Genomic DNA, 17,392 nt, shown 5'->3' with positions numbered 1-17,392 from the left:
CCGCCTCAGGCGGCGGCAGGCACTCGTTCCCGCGCCCGGCTCGCAGCGGCGATGTGGCGCGCGACGTAGGCCGCGTCCCGAGCGACGCCCAGCACCATCGCCGAAGAGAACGCGTACTGGAACGGCAGGCCCATGAAGTACAGCCCCGGCACGGACGGGACGACTCCGCGGTCGGTGACCGGGTAGCCGTCGTCGCCCCGAGGTGCGGGCTCGACCCAGCCGAGGTCGTCGCGGAAGCCGGTGGCCCAGACGACCGATCGAACGTCGGGCACCGAGCCGTCGTCGAGTTCGGGGCGGCCGTCGCGGACCGCGACCACGCGCGCCGTCGTGTGCCGGACGCCGGCTGCCGCGAGATCTGCCAGCTTGACACGCAGCAGTGGTGCACCGCCGGCGCGCACCCGAGGGCGCAGCCTGCGGCCGACGGGCGTCCGCAGGGTCAGCACGTGCCGGCTGACGAAGGGCAGGAGATGGGCGGCGAGCGACCCCTTCACGCCTGGTCCGAACGGGACCTCGCCGTGCACACGGCCGGCCAGGACGACGTCGTGGCCGGCCAGGGCGAGCTCGAGCGCGATGTCGGTGCCTGAGTGGGACGCGCCGACGACCAGGATCGGCCCGGTGGGCAGCTGCGACGGGTTGCGGTAGGCGGTCGAGTGCAGCTGGACGATCGACGGATCGACCTGCTGCGCGAGGCGGGGCGTCCACGGGTCACGGTGACCGCCCGCGGCGACCACGACGCTCCGGGCGACCAGGTCCCCGGTGTCGGTCGCGATGCGGAAGGCGTCGTGGTCGCTCGAGACGCGGGCGACGCGAACACCGCCACGCACGGGGAGGCGCATCTCTGCCGCGTACCGCTCGAGGTAGTCGCCCATCTCGCGCGCCGTCGGGTACCCCCCGCCGGGGCCGGGCAGGTCGAGCCCGGGCAGCCGGTCGAGCCGTGCCGGCGTGAAGAGCCGTAGCGAGTCGTACCGGTCCCGCCAGACGTCTCCGACGCGCTCGTGCTCGTCCAGGACCAGGCACGGGATGCCTCGGCGCGTGAGGTGGAACGCCGTGGCCAGCCCCGCCTGACCGGCCCCGATGATGATCGTCTCCTGCTCGTCCATGGTCCTGCCTCCACGTCGTCGTCCGTGCGATCGACGCTAGGAGCTCCCGGAGCGGCCGACATCGGGCGTCCTGCGCATCAGGCGTGCACGGACGTGGGTCGTTCTGCCCATGCGTGCTCAGAGGACGTCGTGCTCGTACGCCCAGGCGGTGGCGGCCGCCCGCGACGGGACGTCAAGCTTGGCGAAGATGTTGGACAGGTGCCGGGCGACGGTCTTCTCGGAGAGGTGCAGCTCCGTCGCGATGGCGCGGTTGGTCCGGCCGGTCGCCGCCAGCCGGAGCACCTCGGCCTCTCGCGGGGTCAGTCGGCCCGCCGGCGGCGGTCCCGAGGGGTGGTCGAGGGCGGCAAGGTCGGCGACAGCCCCGAGGCGCTCGAAGACCGAACGCGCGGCGCCGAGCTCGAGCGCGCCGGCTGCTGCGTCCCCGAGGGCTCGGTCGGCTGCGGCGAGCCGCACGCGCACACGCGCGACCTCGTACGGCACCGTGAGCCCGACCCACACGTCCAGCGCGCGTCGCAACGACTCGCGAGCACCCCGCGGATCCGCGTCGGCGAGCCGGACGGTGCCCTCCGCCGCCGCCGCCATCGCCTCCAGGTACGGCCCGCTGTCCGGGCCGACGGCCAGGCCCGCCAGCGCGTCCGCCGCCCGCCGCGCGATCGGGAGATCGCCCGCCGCTACACCGACGTCGACGAGAGCCGCGAGCAGCAGCGGCCGCGGCGGACTGGGCGTCGCCATCGCGCTGCGAAGCAGCTCCAGGGCGTCGTCCGCCTGGCCGGAGACGAGGCGGATGAGCGCGAGCCCCGGCTGCGGGTCACCGCCGGCCTCCAGGGCACGGCCGTAGGCGTCCTGCGCCTGGTCGAGCTCACCACGCACGCGGTGCACCTCGCCCTTCTGGTACCACGCCGCGGCAAGGTCTTCCTGCGGTGGTGCGGACAGCGCCTCCACCGCGAGGTCGGCCTCGACCAGCGCGCGGTCCCACGCGTCGGTCTCGAGCAGCACCTGCGAGCGGTGCATGCGACAGGTGCCCCGGAAGGGCACCAGCTGCGGCTGACGTTCGCACCACGCGTCGAGCGCGAAGGTCCACTCGCGTGCCCGCCGGATGTCGAGCGCCTCGCGGCAGATCTGGACGACCACGCAGTAGACGATGCCTGAGACGACGGGCGAGACCCGGCCCGCCGTGACCCCGAGCATGACGTCGTCCAGCTCGTCGAGCCCATCGCGCACCCTTCCCAGCCTGAGCAGGGCGTATCCCTGGCTCATCCGTGCGAGCGCCACCAGGTCGTCGTCGGCCACCTGCTCTCCGGTCTCGCGTGCGAGCGCGAAGAGCGAGACGGCGCCCGCGACGTCGCCCCCTTCAGCGGCGCGACGCCCCATGGGCACGGCCAGGTAGCCGCGCACGACCGGTCCGAGCTCCGCGTCCTGCGCGAGCCGGGCCCCGCGCGCCATCCAGCCGGCGAGCGCGGCGTCGCGCCCGCGGCTGGAGAGGTTCAGTCCGGCGCGAAGCATGCACTGCCCGGCGTGGGCGGCGTCGCGGTCCTCGACGAAGTAGTCGAAGGCGTTCGCGAGCAGGTCGCAGCCTTCGTCGTCGCGACCGCTGAGGATCGCCGCCGACGACCACGCGAGGAGGTCGGTCGGAGCCAGGCGGACGGTGGCGGCCGCGAGCGCGAAGCCGTCGTACGCGTCCGACCACGCCCCGGTGGCACAGGCCGCGTGGGCTCGTCCGAGCTCCGTGCCGTCCACCATCGCCGGCTCCTCGATCCATGGACGCCCAAGACCTACTCACGCTACGCCGAGGTACGCCCGTGGCCCGCGGATTGGCCCGGATTGAGCCGCCCGCGTTGCCGTTCACCTGGTCGCTCGCTAGTTTCGTATCCAAGGTCCCGCGTCCATGACGTGCAGGATCGCCGGCCCAAGGACGAGAAGGTGACGCGCGTGGCACTCCCTCCGCTGACTCCCGAACAGCGAGCGGCAGCACTACAGAAGGCAGCTGCGGCGCGACAGGCCCGTGCCGAGGTCAAGAATCGCCTGAAGTACTCCCAGGGCACGCTCTCCGAGGTGATCGCGCAGGGCCAGGCAGACGAGACGATCGGCAAGCTGAAGGTGCTCGCCCTCCTCGAGTCCCTGCCTGGCGTCGGCAAGGTCAAGGCGCGTGCGATCATCTCCGAGATCGGAATCTCCGAGACGCGGCGTGTCCGCGGCCTCGGACCGCACCAGGTGAAGGCTCTCGTCGACCGATTCGGGTGACGTGGTCGACCGGGTTGTGGATATCCGTCGCGACCCGGTTCCCTGGACGAGGAGTGCTGCACCACCCATGACGACGACGCCCGCCCGGCTGACTGTTCTCGCCGGACCGACTGCCGTCGGCAAGGGGACCGTGTCCGCTGACGTCCGGTCCCGCTATCCCGAGGTGTGGCTCTCCGTCTCCGCGACGACGCGGTCACCGCGTCCGGGCGAGGTGGACGGGGTCCACTACCTGTTCCTGTCCGGGGACGAGTTCGACCGGATGGTCGCCCAGGGGGAGTTCCTGGAGTGGGCCGTCGTGCACAGCCAGAACAAGTACGGCACACCCCGCCGCCCGGTCGAGGCCCGGCTGGCGGCGGGGGAGCCCGCGCTCCTGGAGATCGACCTGCAGGGCGCTCGGCAGGTCCGGGCGTCGATGCCGGACGCGCACTTCGTGTTCCTGGCGCCGCCGACGTTCGAGGAGCTCGAGCGGCGGCTGGTCGGGCGGGGGACCGAGGGCGCCGAGGAGCGCGAGCGACGGCTCGCGACCGCCCGCGTCGAGCTCGCGGCGGCGGCCGAGTTCGACCAGATCATCGTCAACGACGACGTGCACCGGGCGACCGACGAGCTCGTCCACGGGATGGGCATCCCGACCAGGTAGGATGAGGGGTAGTCCACACCTTTTACCTCGGGAGATCACCGTGTCCGGAACCGTCGCAGCCCCCACCGGCATCACCGACCCGCCCATCGACCGTCTGCTCGAGCGCGCCGACTCCAAGTACGCCCTGGTGCTCTACTCGGCCAAGCGTGCGCGCCAGATCAACGCCTACTACTCGCAGCTCAACGAGGGCCTGCTCGAGTACGTCGGCCCGCTGGTCGACACCCGTCCGCAGGAGAAGCCGCTGTCGATCGCCATGCGCGAGATCGACGCCGGTCTGCTGACGTCCGAGGCCACCGAGGGCTGACCTGCCCCCATGCGCATCGTCCTCGGTGTCGCGGGCGGTATCGCCGCCTACAAGTCGGTGCTGCTGCTGCGGCTGCTGCGTGAGGCCGGGCACGCGGTCCGCGTCGTGCCCACGCGGGCGGCCTTGGAGTTCGTCGGGCGTGCCACCTGGGAGGCCCTGTCGGGCGAGCCCGTGACCACCGACGTCTTCGAGGACGTCGACCAGGTCGCGCACGTCGCCGTCGGCAAGCAGGCCGAGCTCGTGATCGTCGCGCCCGCCACGGCGGACCTGCTGGCCCGCGCCGCGACCGGCCAGGCGGACGACCTGCTCACCGCCACCCTGCTGGTCGCCCGGTGCCCGGTCCTGCTCGCGCCCGCGATGCACACCGAGATGTGGGAGCACCCGGCGACCGTCGCCAACGTCGCGACGCTGCGGTCGCGTGGCGTGCACGTCCTGGACCCCGTCGCCGGTCGGCTGACCGGCTCCGACACCGGCCCGGGCCGCCTGCCCGAGCCCGAGGCGATCGCCGAGGTGGCCCTCGCCCTGGTGTCGACCCCGGCGCAGGACCTCGTCGGCCGCCACGTCGTGATCTCCGCCGGCGGGACGCGAGAACCGCTCGATCCGGTCCGCTTCCTCGGCAACCGGTCCTCGGGCCGGCAGGGCGTCGCGCTCGCCCGTGCAGCCCGCGACCGCGGCGCGCGGGTGACGCTGGTCGCCGCCAACCTCACCGTGCCGACGCCCGCCGGCCTGGACGTCGTGCACGCCGAGACGGGTGCCGAGCTGCGCGACGCGGTGCGCGCCGCCGCCAAGGACGCCGACGTGGTGGTCATGGCCGCCGCCGTCGCCGACTACCGGCCACGCACCGCCGTCGAGACGAAGATCAAGAAGAACCCGGACGGCGCCGCCCCGGTCCTCGAGCTGGTCGAGACCGTGGACATCCTGGCCGAGCTCGCGCACGAACGGCTGCGCGCCGGCCAGGTCGTCGTGGGCTTCGCCGCCGAGACCGGCGACGGCGACGGTTCCGTGCTCGACCACGGCCGGGCCAAGGCGCTGCGCAAGGGCGCGGACCTGCTCGTCGTGAACGCCGTGGGCGACGGTCGCGGCTTCGGCACCGACGCGAACGACGTGACGATCCTCGACGGCAGGGGCGACGTCGTCGCGACCGCGTCGGGCAGCAAGGACCTCGTCGCGCACGCCGTCTGGGATGTGGTCAGCGCCCGGTTGTGACACGGCCGTGCCGTCGTCGCGCACTACGCTGTCCGCCATGACCGTGCCCGCGCTGCGCCTGTTCACGTCGGAATCCGTCACCGAAGGGCACCCGGACAAGGTCTGCGACCAGATCTCCGACGCCATCCTGGACGCCCTGCTCGAGCAGGATCCTCAGGCGCGTGTTGCCGTCGAGACCATGGTCACCACCGGGCTGGTGCACGTCGCGGGCGAGGTCACGACCAGCGCGTACGTCGAGATCCCGCAGATCGTCCGCCAGGTGGTCCGGGGCATCGGCTACACCTCGTCGCACATCGGCTTCGACGGCGACTCCTGCGGCGTCTCGGTCTCGATCGGTCAGCAGTCCCCGGACATCGCGGCCGGTGTCGACAAGTCGATCGAGGTTCGCGACGACGCCTCCGACATCGACCCGCTCGACCTGCAGGGCGCCGGCGACCAGGGGCTGATGTTCGGGTACGCGTCGGACGAGACGCCGTCGCTGCTCCCGCTGCCGATCTGGCTCGCCCACCGCCTGGCCGAGCGCCTGGCGCTCGTGCGCAAGGAGGGGATCCTGCCCGGGCTGCGTCCCGACGGGAAGACCCAGGTCACCATCGGCTACGACGGCGACCGCGCCGTGAGGCTCGACACCGTCGTCCTGTCGACGCAGCACGAGCCCGACGTCCAGCTCGAGACGCAGCTGCGCCCGGGGATCGCCGAGCACGTCATCGCACCCGTCCTGGCGACCATCGACCTCGACACGAGCGACTTCCGCCTGCTCGTGAACCCGACGGGGACCTTCGTCATCGGCGGCCCGCAGGGCGACGCCGGGCTCACGGGCCGCAAGATCATCGTCGACACCTACGGCGGCATCGCGCGCCACGGCGGCGGCGCGTTCTCGGGCAAGGACCCGTCGAAGGTCGACCGCTCCGGCGCGTACGCGATGCGCTGGGTGGCCAAGAACGTCGTCGCGGCAGGGCTGGCCCGCCGCTGCGAGGTGCAGGTCGCCTACGCGATCGGCAAGGCGAACCCCGTCGGCCTCTACGTGGAGACGTTCGGCACCGAGACCGTCCCGGTCGACCGCCTGACGGCCGCGATCCGCGAGGTGTTCGACCTGCGCCCGGCCGCGATCGTCCGCGACCTGGACCTGCTGCGCCCGATCTACCAGAAGACCGCCGCGTACGGGCACTTCGGTCGCGAGTTGCCCGACTTCACGTGGGAGCGCGCCGACCGCGTCCCGGACCTGCACGCCGCGATCGGCTGAGCTGCATCCCTTCCCCGGTGGACCAGTCTGTGCACGACGCGGCCCGGCCCGTCGGTCGCGGATGATGGGATGAGCGCATGGACGTGACGGCCGACGGCGAGCAGCTCGTGCTCGACGGGCTGCCCAAGCCGCGGCGCCGCGTGCGGGCCGCGACGTCCGGCGTCCCGATCGCCGACGAGCTGCCCGTCGCGCGCGTCTGCGTCGACCTGCCCCCCGCCCACCTCGACCGCAACTTCGAGTACCTCGTGCCCGCCGCCCTGGCGGAGACGGCGGTGCCGGGCACGCGCGTGAAGGTGCGGTTCGGGGGCCAGGACGTCAACGGGTACGTGCTCGAGCGCGTCGAGGAGGCGGAGCACGACGGCACCCTGGCGCCGTTGCGCAAGGTGGTGTCCGCCGAGCCGGTGCTGTCGCCCGAGGTCGCACGACTGGCTCGCGCCGTCGCCGACCGCTGGGCCGGGACCCTCGCGGACGTGCTGCGCCTTGCGGTCCCTGCCCGGCACGCCCGCGTCGAGGCCGAGGTCCCCGTCGAGGCCGAGCAGCCGGCGCCGCCGACGGCGACCGCCACGGCATGGGTGCCCTACCGGGGCGGACCCGCCTTCCTGCAGCACCTGACCGCCCGTGGCGCCCCGCGCGCGGTCTGGTCGGCCCTGCCGGGTGCGGCGGGCGACCGGTGGCCCGACGCGATCGCGCAGGCGGTCGCCGCGTGCGTGCTGGGCGGTCGCGGGGCGCTCGTCGTGGTCCCCGACGCTCGGGACATCGACCGGGTGCTGGAGGCGCTGGCCGAGGTGGGGATCCCGCGCTGGGCCCCCGGGAGCCGAGGCGGCGCCGTGCGGCTCGCCGCCGACGACGGTCCCGCGGTGCGCTACCGGTCGTTCCTCGCAGCGCTGCGCGGGCAGGCGGACGTCGTCGTCGGGACCCGGGCGTCCGCGTTCGCCCCGGTGCGCGACCTCGGCCTGGCGGTGGTCTGGGACGACGGCGACCCGCTGCACGCCGAGCCGCGGGCGCCGTACCCGCACGTGCGCGAGGTGCTGGCCCTGCGCTCCGAGCTCGAGTCCTGCGCGCTGCTCGTCGCGGCGCACGGTCGCAGCGTCGAGGCGCAGGCACTCGTGGAGAGCGGGTGGGCGCGCGAGGTCGCCGCGGACCGCGCGACAACCCGCCGGCGCGCGCCCCGGGTGCAGGCGCTCACGTCGGTCGAGCTGGCGCGGGAAGGACCGGCGGCGGCGGCGCGGCTGCCCGCGCCGGCGTGGCGCACCGTGCGCGACAAGCTCGCCGACGGTCCGGTGCTGGTCCAGGTCCCGCGAGCCGGCTACCTGCCGGCGGTCGCGTGCGGACGGTGCCGCGCCTCGGCGCGCTGCGGCGTGTGCCACGGACCGCTCGGGCTGACGTCGGCGAGGGCCGTGCCGACGTGCGGCTGGTGCGGTCGGCTCGCCACCGACTGGCGCTGCACCGAGTGCGGCTACGGCTCGCTGCGCTCGGTCCGGGTCGGGTCCGAGCGCACGGCGGAGGAGCTCGGCCGCGCGTTTCCCGGGGTACCGGTGCGGGTCTCCGGTGCTCGCGCCGCCGGGGGCGTGCTGGCCTCGGTGAAGGACGTTCCCGCGGTCGTGGTGTCGACGCCCGGGGCCGAGCCCGTCGCGCCCGGCGGGTACGCCGCTGCGCTGCTTCTCGACGCGTCCGTCAGCACCGCAGGGGCGGCGCTGCGGACCGGCGAGGACGCGCTGCGCCGGTGGTTGGCAGCTGCGGCGCTGGTGCGGGCCGCGTCCGACGGGGGAGTGGTGCTCCTGGTCGGCGACGCCGAGGAGCGGGCGACCCAGGCGCTCGTGCGCTGGGACCCGGCCGGGTACGCGTCGCGCGAGCTGGCCGAGCGGGCCGAGCTCGCCCTCCCGCCCACCGTCCGGATCGCCTCGGTCACCGGTCCGCGCGACGCCGTCGACACGCTGGTCGCCCGCCTCGACGTCCCGCAGCTGGAGGTCCTCGGGCCGGTGCCCGTCGACGCCCGCGAGGAGTCGCTGGAGCCCGAGGTCCGCGCCCTGGTCCGCGTCCCGCGCTCGCACGGGTCGGCGCTCGCCCGGTCGCTCGCGGCCTCGCAGGCGGTGCGCTCCGCGCGTCGCGAGGGCGGGACCGTCCGCGTCCAGCTCGACCCGGCGGACCTCGGATGACCGTCGACGCCGTGGTCTTCGACCTCGGGCAGGTGCTCGTGCGCTGGGACCCGTTCGGACCGTTCGTCGGCCGGATGGACCGGGAGGCCGTCGAGGCGTTCTTCGCGGACGTCGACTTCCCGTCGTTCAACCACCACCAGGACGCGGGCCGTCCGTGGGCGCAGGCGAAGGCGGAGGTGCGCGCCCGATTCCCGCAGCACGCTGCCGCCCTCGACGTGTACGTCGACCACTTCGCCGACGCGCTGCCGGGCCCGGTGCCCGGCTCGGAGCGGCTGGTGCGCGACCTCGTCGCGGCCGGGGTGCGCACGCTGGGCCTGACCAACTGGTCGGCGGAGACGTTCCACCTGGCCGAGCCGGCCGCTCCCGCCGTCGGGCTGCTCGAGGACGTCCTGGTCTCCGGGGCCGTGGGGCTGGCCAAGCCGGACGAGCGGATCTTCCGGCTGCTCATCGACCGGTTCGACCTCGATGCCGCGGCGACGGTCTTCGCGGACGACTCTGCGGCGAACGTCGAGGCGGCAGCCCGGCTGGGCCTGCAGGCGGTGCTGTTCACGTCCGCGCAGGAACTGCGGCTCGACCTGGTCGCGCGCGGGGTGCCGCTGCCGCGCACCTAGGATCGAGGCCATGCGACTGCTCTTCGCCGGAACTCCCGCGGCCGCGGTGCCGTCGCTCGAGGCGCTCCTCGGATCCCGCCACGAGGTGGTCGCCGTGCTCACGCGACCTGACGCCCGCTCCGGCCGCGGACGCACGTCCGGCGTGAGCGCGGTCAAGGCCCGCGCGCTGGAGGCGGGCCTCGAGGTGCTCACCCCGGACCGCCCGCGCGACGAGGCCTTCCAGGCGCGCCTGGCCGAGCTGGCCGTCGACGCCGCACCCGTGGTCGCCTACGGCGCCCTCGTCCCGCCCGCGCTGCTCGACGTGCCGACGCACGGCTGGGTCAACCTGCACTTCTCGGTGCTGCCCGCCTGGCGCGGCGCGGCTCCCGTGCAGCACGCGCTGATCGCCGGCGACGAGGTCACGGGCGCCTCCACGTTCCGGCTCGAGGCCGGGCTGGACACCGGGCCGGTCTACGGGTTCCTCACCGAGACGATCCGCCCGCGCGACACCGCGGGCGACCTGCTCGACCGGCTCGCGGTCGCGGGCGCGGGGCTGCTCGTGCGGACGCTGGACGCGATCGAGGACGGGATCCTGAGCCCGGTGGCGCAGAGTACGGACGGGGTCAGCCACGCCCCGAAGCTCGACACCGAGGACGCGCGCGTGCGCTGGAACCAGCCGCCGCACGCCGTCGACCGCCGGGTCCGCGGCTGCACGCCCACGCCCGGCGCGTGGACCACGCTGCCGGACGGTTCACGCCTCGGTCTAGGCCCGGTCGTGGGCGTGCCCGACGTCACCGACCTCCCGCCCGGCGAGGTGCGCGCGGGCAAGCGGGAGGTGCTCGTCGGCACCGGCGGGCACGCGGTGCGGCTCGGCGAGGTCACGCCGCAGGGCAAGCGTCCGATGGCGGCCGCCGACTGGGCACGCGGTGCGCGCCTCGAGGGCACGGTCGTGCTGGGCGGTGCGGCATGACCGCCGACGACCGGCGCGACCCGAGCGGCCGCCAGCGAGGCGCGGCTCGCGCGCAGGGCCGGACGCAGCGTTCGTCGGCGGCGCCGTCGCAGCGGCGCAAGGGCAGCGACGCCGCGCGCACGGCCGCGTACGACGTCCTGCGCGCGGTCGCCGGCACCGACTCCTACGCCAACCTCGTCCTGCCGCCGCTGCTCCGCGAGCGCCGGATCGACGCGCGCGACGCGGCGTTCGCCACGGAGCTCGCCTACGGCACGCTGCGGCTGCAGGGTCGCTACGACGCGATCATCGCGCTGGCGGCGTCGCGCCCGACCGACAAGATCGACCCACCCGTCCTGGACGTGCTCCGCCTGGGCGCCCACCAGCTGCTCGGCATGCGCGTGCCCGCCCACGCGGCGGTGTCCGAGACGGTCGGTCTCGCCCGGGAGCAGCTCGGCACGGGTGCGTCCCAGTTCGTGAACGCCGTCCTGCGCGCGATCGGCCGCGAGCCGCTCGACGTGTGGGAGCAGCGGATCACCGAGGGGGCCGACCACCTCGGCGCCCTCGCCGCCGTGCAGAGCCATCCCGTCTGGGTGGTCCGTGCGCTGCGGGAGGCCCTCGCCGGGCACGGGCGGTCTGTCGACGAGATCGAGGAGCTGCTCGTCGCGGACAACGTGGCGCCGCACGTGACCGTCGTGGCCCGGCCGGGTCTGGCCGACGCCGACGAGGTGCTCGCGGACGCGCCCGGCTCGACGCGCGGTGCGCTGACACCGACCGCGGTGGTCCTGGCAGGCGGCGACCCGGCCGCCCTGCCGAGTGTGCGCGACGGTCGCTCCGGGGTGCAGGACGAGGGCAGCCAGCTCGTGGCGCTCGCGCTGACGCAGGTCCCGGTCCACGGTCGCGACGACCGATGGCTGGACCTGTGCGCGGGCCCGGGCGGCAAGGCCGCGCTGCTCGCAGCCGTCGCGGGGGAGCGCGGGGCGCGGATCGTCGCCAACGAGCTGCAGCCGCACCGCACGCAGCTGGTCGAGCAGGCGTTGCGGGCCGTCCCCGCCGACGCCGTCGAGGACGTGCGCACGGGCGACGGTCGCGAGGTCGGCACGCAGGAGCCCGCGTCGTTCGACCGGGTCATGGTCGACGCACCGTGCACCGGGCTCGGTGCCCTGAGGCGTCGGCCGGAGGCGCGGTGGCGCAGGACGGCGGCCGACGTCGCCCCGCTGAACGCCCTCCAGCGCGAGCTGCTCGTGTCGGCGCTGCGGGCGGTGCGCCCCGGCGGCGTCGTCGCCTACGTCACCTGCTCGCCGCACCTCGTCGAGACCCAGCTCGTCGTGAAGGACGCGCTGCGTGCCGCCGACAGGGAGAACCTCGTCGTCGAGGTGCTCGACGCCCAGGCCGTGGTCCGGGGGATCGTCCCGGACGGGCAGATCGACCTGCCCGAGGGACGCCTCGACGTGCAGCTGTGGCCGCACGTGCACGGCACGGACGCGATGCACCTGAGCCTGCTGCGCCGCACGTCGTGATCTCGGTGGGGCCCTGGCTAGGCTGGTCGCCGTGCCAGCGCTGATCAACCCGAGCATCCTGTCCGCGGACTTCGTCAACCTCGAGCGGGACCTCGCGCGGATCGCCACCGCCGACTACGTCCACGTGGACGTCATGGACAACCACTTCGTCCCCAACCTGACGCTCGGGCTCCCGATCGTGCAGCGGATCGCCGAGGTGTCCGCGGTGCCGCTCGACGTGCACCTCATGATCGAGGACGCCGACCGGTGGGCGCCCGAGTACGCGGCAGCCGGAGCGGCGTCGGTGACGTTCCACGCCGAGGCGACGCAGGCGCCCGTGCGGCTCGCGCGCGAGCTGCGGTCCAACGGCGTGCGGGCGGGGATCGCGCTGCGTCCGGCGTCGCCGGTCGAGCCGATCCTGGACCTGCTGCCCGAGTTCGACATGGTGCTCGTGATGACCGTCGAGCCCGGGTTCGGGGGCCAGTCGTTCATCGAGGGCATGCTGCCCAAGATCCGGCGGACGCGGCAGGCGATCGAGGAGACCGGCGCGTCGACCTGGCTGCAGGTGGACGGCGGCGTCGCCCGGGACACGATCGCGCGGATCGCGCAGGCCGGCGCGAACGTCTTCGTCGCCGGGTCGGCCGTCTACGGCGCCCCCGACATCGCCGCCGAGATCTCCGCCCTGCGGTTGCTCGCGGACGGCCCGGCGGTCTGAACGAATCCCGATCCAGCAGATCGGGTTTGCTGTCGGGAATGCCGCGTGTGGCATGATCGTTGGCGCAGTACGAACACATACACGTGCTCCGGGGTCGGTGTAATTCCGAGCCGGCGGTGACAGTCCGCGACCCGACCGGTCCGCAAGGATCGGGCGGTTGACCTGGTGGAACTCCAGGACCGACGGTGAAAGTCCGGATGGGAGGATCACGTGGCGGCGCCTGTGCGCCGTGGTTGCGGGACCCTTCCTGCCGCCCACACCCCGGAGCCATCGCGCCCGGAGGTGAGCATGTCCAGCACGGAGGTCGAGCGCGTCGCTCCCGCCGAGCTGTCTGCCCTGCGGCACGCGCTGGAGATCGCGCGACGCGGCCCGGCCGGTGGCCCGAACCCGCGCGTCGGCGCGGTCCTGCTGAGCGCGTCCGGCGAGGTCCTGGGGGAGGGCTGGCACCGCGGTGCCGGCACCCCGCACGCCGAGGTCGCCGCCCTCGTCGACGCGGAGGCACGCGGCAGCGACACCGTCGGCGCGACCGCAGTCGTCACGCTCGAGCCGTGCAACCACACCGGCCGCACCGGCCCGTGCTCCGAGGCCCTGATCGCCGCAGGTGTCAGCCGCGTGGTGGTGTCGGTCGTCGACCCCAACCCGGTGGCCGCGGGCGGCGCCCAGCGGCTCCGGGACGCCGGCGTCGACGTGCAGACCGGCGTGCTCGCCGACGAGGGGCGCGAGCTGCTCGGCGCCTGGCTGCCGTCGGTCGAACGTGGGCGCCCGTTCGTCACGCTCAAGCTCGCCACGTCCCTCGACGGCCGGATCGCCGCAGCCGACGGGTCCAGCCGGTGGATCACGTCGGAGGTGTCGCGCCACCACGCTCACGACCTGCGCGCCGAGGTGGGCGCGATCGTCGTCGGCACCGGGACCGCGCTGGCCGACGACCCGTCCCTCACCGCCCGCAACGCCGCGGGCGAGCTGCACGGCGACCAGCCGCTGCGCGTCGTCGTCGGGTACCGGCCGGTGCCTGCCGGCGCGCGCCTGCACGGCCCGGGCGGGGAGCTGCTCGCGCTGCGGACGCACGACCCGGCCGAGGTCCTGGCGCGCCTGCAGGAGCGCGAGGTGCGGCACGTCCTGGTCGAGGGCGGCCCGACCCTCGCCGCGGCGTTCGTGCGGGCCGGGCTCGTGGACGAGGTGCACGCCTACGTCGCCCCCGTCCTGCTCGGCTCCGGCCCGCCCGCGCTGGCCGACCTCGGCGTCACGACGATCGACCAGGCCGTCCGCCTGACCACGCGCACGGTCCTGCCGCTCGGCCCGGACGTGCTCGTCGTCGCCACCCCCGAACTCACCAGCACCACCAGCGAGGAGAGCTGATGTTCACCGGAATCGTCGAAGAGGTCGGCACCGTCCAGGCCATCGAGCAGGGGGCGCAGGACGCCCGGCTGCGCGTGCGCGGCCCGCTCGTGGTCTCGGACGCGCACCTGGGGGACTCGATCAGCGTCTCGGGCGTCTGTCTCACGGTGACCGAGCTGCCCGGCGACGGGACGTTCTGGGCCGACGTGATGCCGGAGACCCTCCGCCGCAGCGCGCTGGAGGACCTCGGTGTGTCCAGCCCGGTGAACCTCGAGCGCGCGCTGGCGGTCGGCGGTCGGTACGGCGGCCACGTCGTGCAGGGGCACGTCGACGGGGTCGGCACGATCCTGAGCCGCACCCCCGGACCGCGGTGGGACGACGTCGAGATCGGCCTCGCGCCCGAGCTCAGCCGGTACATCGCCGAGAAGGGCTCGATCGCGGTGTCCGGCATCTCGCTGACCGTCACGCACGTCACGGACGACTCGTTCGGCGTCTCGCTCATCCCGACGACGCTCGAGGCGACCACCCTCGGCACCCTGGCACCCGGAGCCCGCGTGAACATCGAGGTGGACGTCCTGGCCAAGTACACCGAACGGCTGCTGTCCTCGGCCGGGGTGCTGCGATGAGCGTCCGTCTGGGCACCGTCGAGGAGGCCCTGGAGGCGTTGCGGCAGGGACGGCCCGTGCTCGTCGCCGACTCCCCGGACCGCGAGAACGAGGCCGACGTCATCCTCGCGGCGCAGTCCGCCACACCCGAGTGGATCGCGTGGACCATCCGGCACTCGTCGGGGTACCTGTGCGCGCCCATGCCGGCGTCCCGCGCGGATGCCCTGGACCTGCCGCTGATGGTGCCCCACAGCCAGGACCCGCGCCGAACGGCCTACACGGTCACGGTCGACGCGGCCACGGGCGTGACGACGGGCATCTCCGCGTCCGACCGTGCCCGCACGCTCCGGGTGCTGGCGGACCCGGCGTCGGGCCGGGAGGACCTCATCCGGCCCGGGCACGTCCTGCCGCTGCGTGCCGTCCCCGGGGGCGTGCTGCACCGGGCCGGCCACACCGAGGCCGCGGTCGACCTGTGCCGGCTCGCGGGCCTGGAGCCGGTCGGTGCGATCGCCGAGCTGGTCAACGACGACGGCACGATGACGCGGCTCGACGTCGCGTCCGAGCTCGCGCAGGCCGAGGGGCTCGTGCTCCTGACCATCGAGGACATCGTCGCCTGGCGGACGAGCCACGGCGACGACGTGACCAGCGAGGTCGCGGTCGCCGCGCCGCCGCGCGAGCGGGTGCACGCGACGCACACGGCGTACCTGCCGACGAAGCACGGCGAGTTCCGCATCCACGGCTACCGCGACCTGCGCACCGGCGACGAGCACGTCGCGCTGGTGCCGACGAGCGGCCTGGCCGAGCACCCCGTGGTCCGCGTGCACTCCGAGTGCCTCACGGGCGACGCGTTCGGCTCGGCGCGCTGCGACTGCGGTCCGCAGCTCGACGCGGCGCTCGAGCTCGCGTCGCAGCAGGGCGGGGCGGTCGTCTACCTGCGCGGTCACGAGGGCCGGGGGATCGGACTGCTGGCCAAGGTCGCCGCCTACGCGCTGCAGGACGCCGGTCGGGACACGGTCGAGGCCAACCTCGACCTCGGCTGGCCCGCGGACCGCCGCGAGTACGGTGCCGCGGCAGCGATCCTCACCGACCTCGGGGTGAGCCGGGTCAGCCTGCTCACCAACAACCCCGCCAAGGTGGCCGGGCTGCGGGCGCACGGCATCGACGTCGCGGAGATCCGCAGCCTCGAGGTCGGACGCACCCCGCAGAACGAGGCCTACCTGCGCACCAAGGCCACGTCGATGGGGCACCTGCTCCACCTGCCTGCCGGCACCGAGCGCGAGCCCATCGCCGTCGCACCGGTGCACGCGACGCCGGCCACCCCCGGCGCCGACCACGAGGACCACGCGTTCGAGAACCTGGAGGACCTGGCATGAGCGGTGCTGGAGCACCCACCCTGACCGTCGACGGCACGGGCCTGAAGGTCGTCGTCGTCGCCGCGAGCTGGCACACGGTCGTCATGGACGGCCTGCTCGCCGGCGCGACGCGAGCCCTGGAGGCCGCGCACGTCAGCGACGTGACCGTCATCCGCGTGCCGGGCACGTTCGAGCTGCCGGTGGCCGCGCGCGCCGCGGTCGAGGCCGGCGCGAACGCGGTCGTCGCCCTGGGCGTCGTGATCCGCGGCGGCACCCCGCACTTCGAGTACGTGTGCCAGGCCGCGACGCTCGGCCTGACGGACGTCGCCGGGTCGACCGGCATCCCGGTCGGCTTCGGCGTCCTGACCTGCGACGACGAGGCGCAGGCGCTCGACCGCGCCGGCTTGCCCGGGTCGCACGAGGACAAGGGCGCCGAGGCTGCGGAGGCCGCCGTGGCGACGGTTGTGGCGCTGCGGGGGCTCTAGTGCACAACTGGCTCTTCGACGCGACGTGGACCATCGCGGGCCACGACATCCTCTGGCGCGAGATCGTCGGCAACGGCTTCGGCCTGGGCTCGGCGATCGGCGGCATGCGCCGGAAGGTCTGGGCGTGGCCCGTCGGCATCGTCGGCAACGTCCTGCTGTTCACCGTGTTCCTCGGTGGCGTGTTCCACACGCCGCAGGCGCGCGACCTGTACGGGCAGGCGGGCCGTCAGGTCTTCTTCATCATCGTCTCGGTCTACGGCTGGGTGCGGTGGAGCCAGGCGCGGGCGGCCGGACGCGCGCACGGGGACCCGGACGCGCCCGGGGTCGTGCCGCGCTGGGCGGGCCGCAACGGCTGGATCCAGCTCGTCACCATCGGCGTCGTCGGGACGGTCGCGTTCGCGTACATCTTCGAGGCGCTCGGCTCGTGGGGACCGTGGGCCGACGCGTGGATCTTCACGGGGTCGTTCCTGGCCACGTACGGGATGGCGCGCGGCTGGATCGAGTTCTGGCTCATCTGGATCGCCGTCGACGCCGTCGGGGTGCCGCTGCTGTTCACGGCCGGCTACTACCCGTCGGCCGCCCTCTACCTCGTCTACGCGGGCGTCGTGATCTGGGGCTTCGTGGTGTGGTGGCGTCAGCAGGCACGCGCCCGGCCCGCGGACGGCGACGGAGGGCTGCCGCAGCAGCCCCTACTCTTGGCCGAGTGAAGACCTTCGACGCGCTGTTCGCCGAGCTGGCGGACAAGGCGGCTACCCGCCCCGCCGGCTCCCGTACCGTCGCCGAGATCGACTCCGGTGTCCATGGCATCGGCAAGAAGGTCGTCGAGGAGGCCGCCGAGGTCTGGATGGCGGCCGAGTACGAGTCGGACGAGCGGACGGCTGAGGAGATCTCCCAGCTGCTGTACCACCTGCAGGTGCTCATGATCGCGCGCGGACTGACGCTCGACGACGTGTACGCGCACCTCTGAGACCCAAGGACTTC

At 74.3% G+C, this 17,392-nt stretch carries 18 protein-coding genes and 1 riboswitch; of the genes, 16 read left to right on the top strand and 2 right to left on the bottom strand.

What is annotated here, in order from left to right; genetic code table 11:
• Positions 1-5: 5 nt before the first annotated feature.
• Positions 6-1,100 (bottom strand): flavin-containing monooxygenase, encoded by a 1,095-nt coding sequence (locus AC1DUE_RS10800; protein ID WP_477039412.1) that lies wholly within the window; start codon positions 1,098-1,100, stop codon positions 6-8.
• Positions 1,101-1,217: 117 nt separating this feature from the next.
• Positions 1,218-2,840 carry a helix-turn-helix transcriptional regulator gene (locus AC1DUE_RS10795; RefSeq protein WP_477039411.1) on the bottom strand — a complete coding sequence of 541 codons (1,623 nt, stop codon included), beginning with the start codon at positions 2,838-2,840 and terminating at the stop codon, positions 1,218-1,220.
• Between the two features lie 189 nt (positions 2,841-3,029).
• Between AC1DUE_RS10795 and mihF the strand changes: the two genes are divergently transcribed.
• The 16 genes from mihF to AC1DUE_RS10715 all read left to right on the top strand — a co-directional run bounded on the left by mihF (position 3,030) and on the right by AC1DUE_RS10715 (position 17,378).
• Positions 3,030-3,341 (top strand): integration host factor, actinobacterial type, encoded by a 312-nt coding sequence (mihF, locus tag AC1DUE_RS10790; protein WP_028046342.1) that lies wholly within the window; start codon positions 3,030-3,032, stop codon positions 3,339-3,341.
• 67 nt (positions 3,342-3,408) lie between these two features.
• Complete coding sequence (gmk, locus tag AC1DUE_RS10785; protein WP_477039410.1) at positions 3,409-3,978, top strand: guanylate kinase; 570 nt, start codon at positions 3,409-3,411, stop codon at positions 3,976-3,978.
• 40 nt (positions 3,979-4,018) lie between these two features.
• Entirely contained in the window at positions 4,019-4,282 is a 264-nt protein-coding gene (gene rpoZ / locus AC1DUE_RS10780; protein ID WP_028046344.1) for a DNA-directed RNA polymerase subunit omega, read from the top strand.
• Between the two features lie 9 nt (positions 4,283-4,291).
• The gene (coaBC, locus tag AC1DUE_RS10775) at positions 4,292-5,488 is read left to right on the top strand and encodes a bifunctional phosphopantothenoylcysteine decarboxylase/phosphopantothenate--cysteine ligase CoaBC (RefSeq protein ID WP_477039409.1); all 1,197 of its coding nucleotides are present in this window, start codon (positions 4,292-4,294) and stop codon (positions 5,486-5,488) included.
• A gap of 37 nt (positions 5,489-5,525) precedes the next feature.
• Positions 5,526-6,728: a methionine adenosyltransferase gene (gene metK / locus AC1DUE_RS10770; RefSeq protein WP_477039408.1), complete on the top strand. Its 1,203-nt coding sequence runs from the start codon at positions 5,526-5,528 to the stop codon at positions 6,726-6,728.
• Positions 6,729-6,805: 77 nt separating this feature from the next.
• The gene (locus AC1DUE_RS10765) at positions 6,806-8,884 is read left to right on the top strand and encodes a primosomal protein N' (RefSeq protein WP_477039407.1); all 2,079 of its coding nucleotides are present in this window, start codon (positions 6,806-6,808) and stop codon (positions 8,882-8,884) included.
• Complete coding sequence (locus tag AC1DUE_RS10760) at positions 8,881-9,495, top strand: HAD family hydrolase (RefSeq protein WP_477039406.1); 615 nt, start codon at positions 8,881-8,883, stop codon at positions 9,493-9,495. Before AC1DUE_RS10765 ends, AC1DUE_RS10760 begins: the two co-directional genes overlap by 4 nt.
• Positions 9,496-9,505: 10 nt before the next feature.
• Positions 9,506-10,444 carry a methionyl-tRNA formyltransferase gene (locus AC1DUE_RS10755; RefSeq protein WP_477039405.1) on the top strand — a complete coding sequence of 313 codons (939 nt, stop codon included), beginning with the start codon at positions 9,506-9,508 and terminating at the stop codon, positions 10,442-10,444.
• Positions 10,441-11,940, top strand: a complete 1,500-nt coding sequence (locus tag AC1DUE_RS10750; protein ID WP_477039404.1) for an RsmB/NOP family class I SAM-dependent RNA methyltransferase — start codon at positions 10,441-10,443, stop codon at positions 11,938-11,940. Before AC1DUE_RS10755 ends, AC1DUE_RS10750 begins: the two co-directional genes overlap by 4 nt.
• A gap of 31 nt (positions 11,941-11,971) precedes the next feature.
• A complete protein-coding gene (rpe, locus tag AC1DUE_RS10745) occupies positions 11,972-12,634 on the top strand; it encodes a ribulose-phosphate 3-epimerase (protein ID WP_477039403.1) in 663 nt (220 codons plus the stop codon).
• Positions 12,635-12,714: 80 nt separating this feature from the next.
• Positions 12,715-12,847, top strand: a riboswitch (FMN riboswitch).
• 75 nt (positions 12,848-12,922) lie between these two features.
• Positions 12,923-13,990 carry a bifunctional diaminohydroxyphosphoribosylaminopyrimidine deaminase/5-amino-6-(5-phosphoribosylamino)uracil reductase RibD gene (ribD, locus tag AC1DUE_RS10740; RefSeq protein WP_477039402.1) on the top strand — a complete coding sequence of 356 codons (1,068 nt, stop codon included), beginning with the start codon at positions 12,923-12,925 and terminating at the stop codon, positions 13,988-13,990.
• The gene (locus tag AC1DUE_RS10735; RefSeq protein WP_477039401.1) at positions 13,990-14,595 is read left to right on the top strand and encodes a riboflavin synthase; all 606 of its coding nucleotides are present in this window, start codon (positions 13,990-13,992) and stop codon (positions 14,593-14,595) included. Before ribD ends, AC1DUE_RS10735 begins: the two co-directional genes overlap by 1 nt.
• Positions 14,592-15,947 (top strand): 3,4-dihydroxy-2-butanone-4-phosphate synthase, encoded by a 1,356-nt coding sequence (gene ribB, locus AC1DUE_RS10730; RefSeq protein ID WP_477039400.1) that lies wholly within the window; start codon positions 14,592-14,594, stop codon positions 15,945-15,947. Before AC1DUE_RS10735 ends, ribB begins: the two co-directional genes overlap by 4 nt.
• The gene (ribH, locus tag AC1DUE_RS10725) at positions 15,944-16,411 is read left to right on the top strand and encodes a 6,7-dimethyl-8-ribityllumazine synthase (protein ID WP_477039399.1); all 468 of its coding nucleotides are present in this window, start codon (positions 15,944-15,946) and stop codon (positions 16,409-16,411) included. The genes ribB and ribH overlap by 4 nt, the downstream gene beginning before the upstream one ends.
• Entirely contained in the window at positions 16,411-17,118 is a 708-nt protein-coding gene (pnuC, locus tag AC1DUE_RS10720) for a nicotinamide riboside transporter PnuC (RefSeq protein ID WP_477039398.1), read from the top strand. The genes ribH and pnuC overlap by 1 nt, the downstream gene beginning before the upstream one ends.
• Positions 17,115-17,378 carry a phosphoribosyl-ATP diphosphatase gene (locus AC1DUE_RS10715; RefSeq protein ID WP_477039397.1) on the top strand — a complete coding sequence of 88 codons (264 nt, stop codon included), beginning with the start codon at positions 17,115-17,117 and terminating at the stop codon, positions 17,376-17,378. The genes pnuC and AC1DUE_RS10715 overlap by 4 nt, the downstream gene beginning before the upstream one ends.
• The last annotated feature ends 14 nt before the right edge of the window (positions 17,379-17,392 follow it).

The sequence above is a fragment of the Cellulomonas sp. P4_A2 genome, from assembly GCF_056402515.1.
This window is presented reverse-complemented; position numbering and strand designations above follow the sequence as displayed.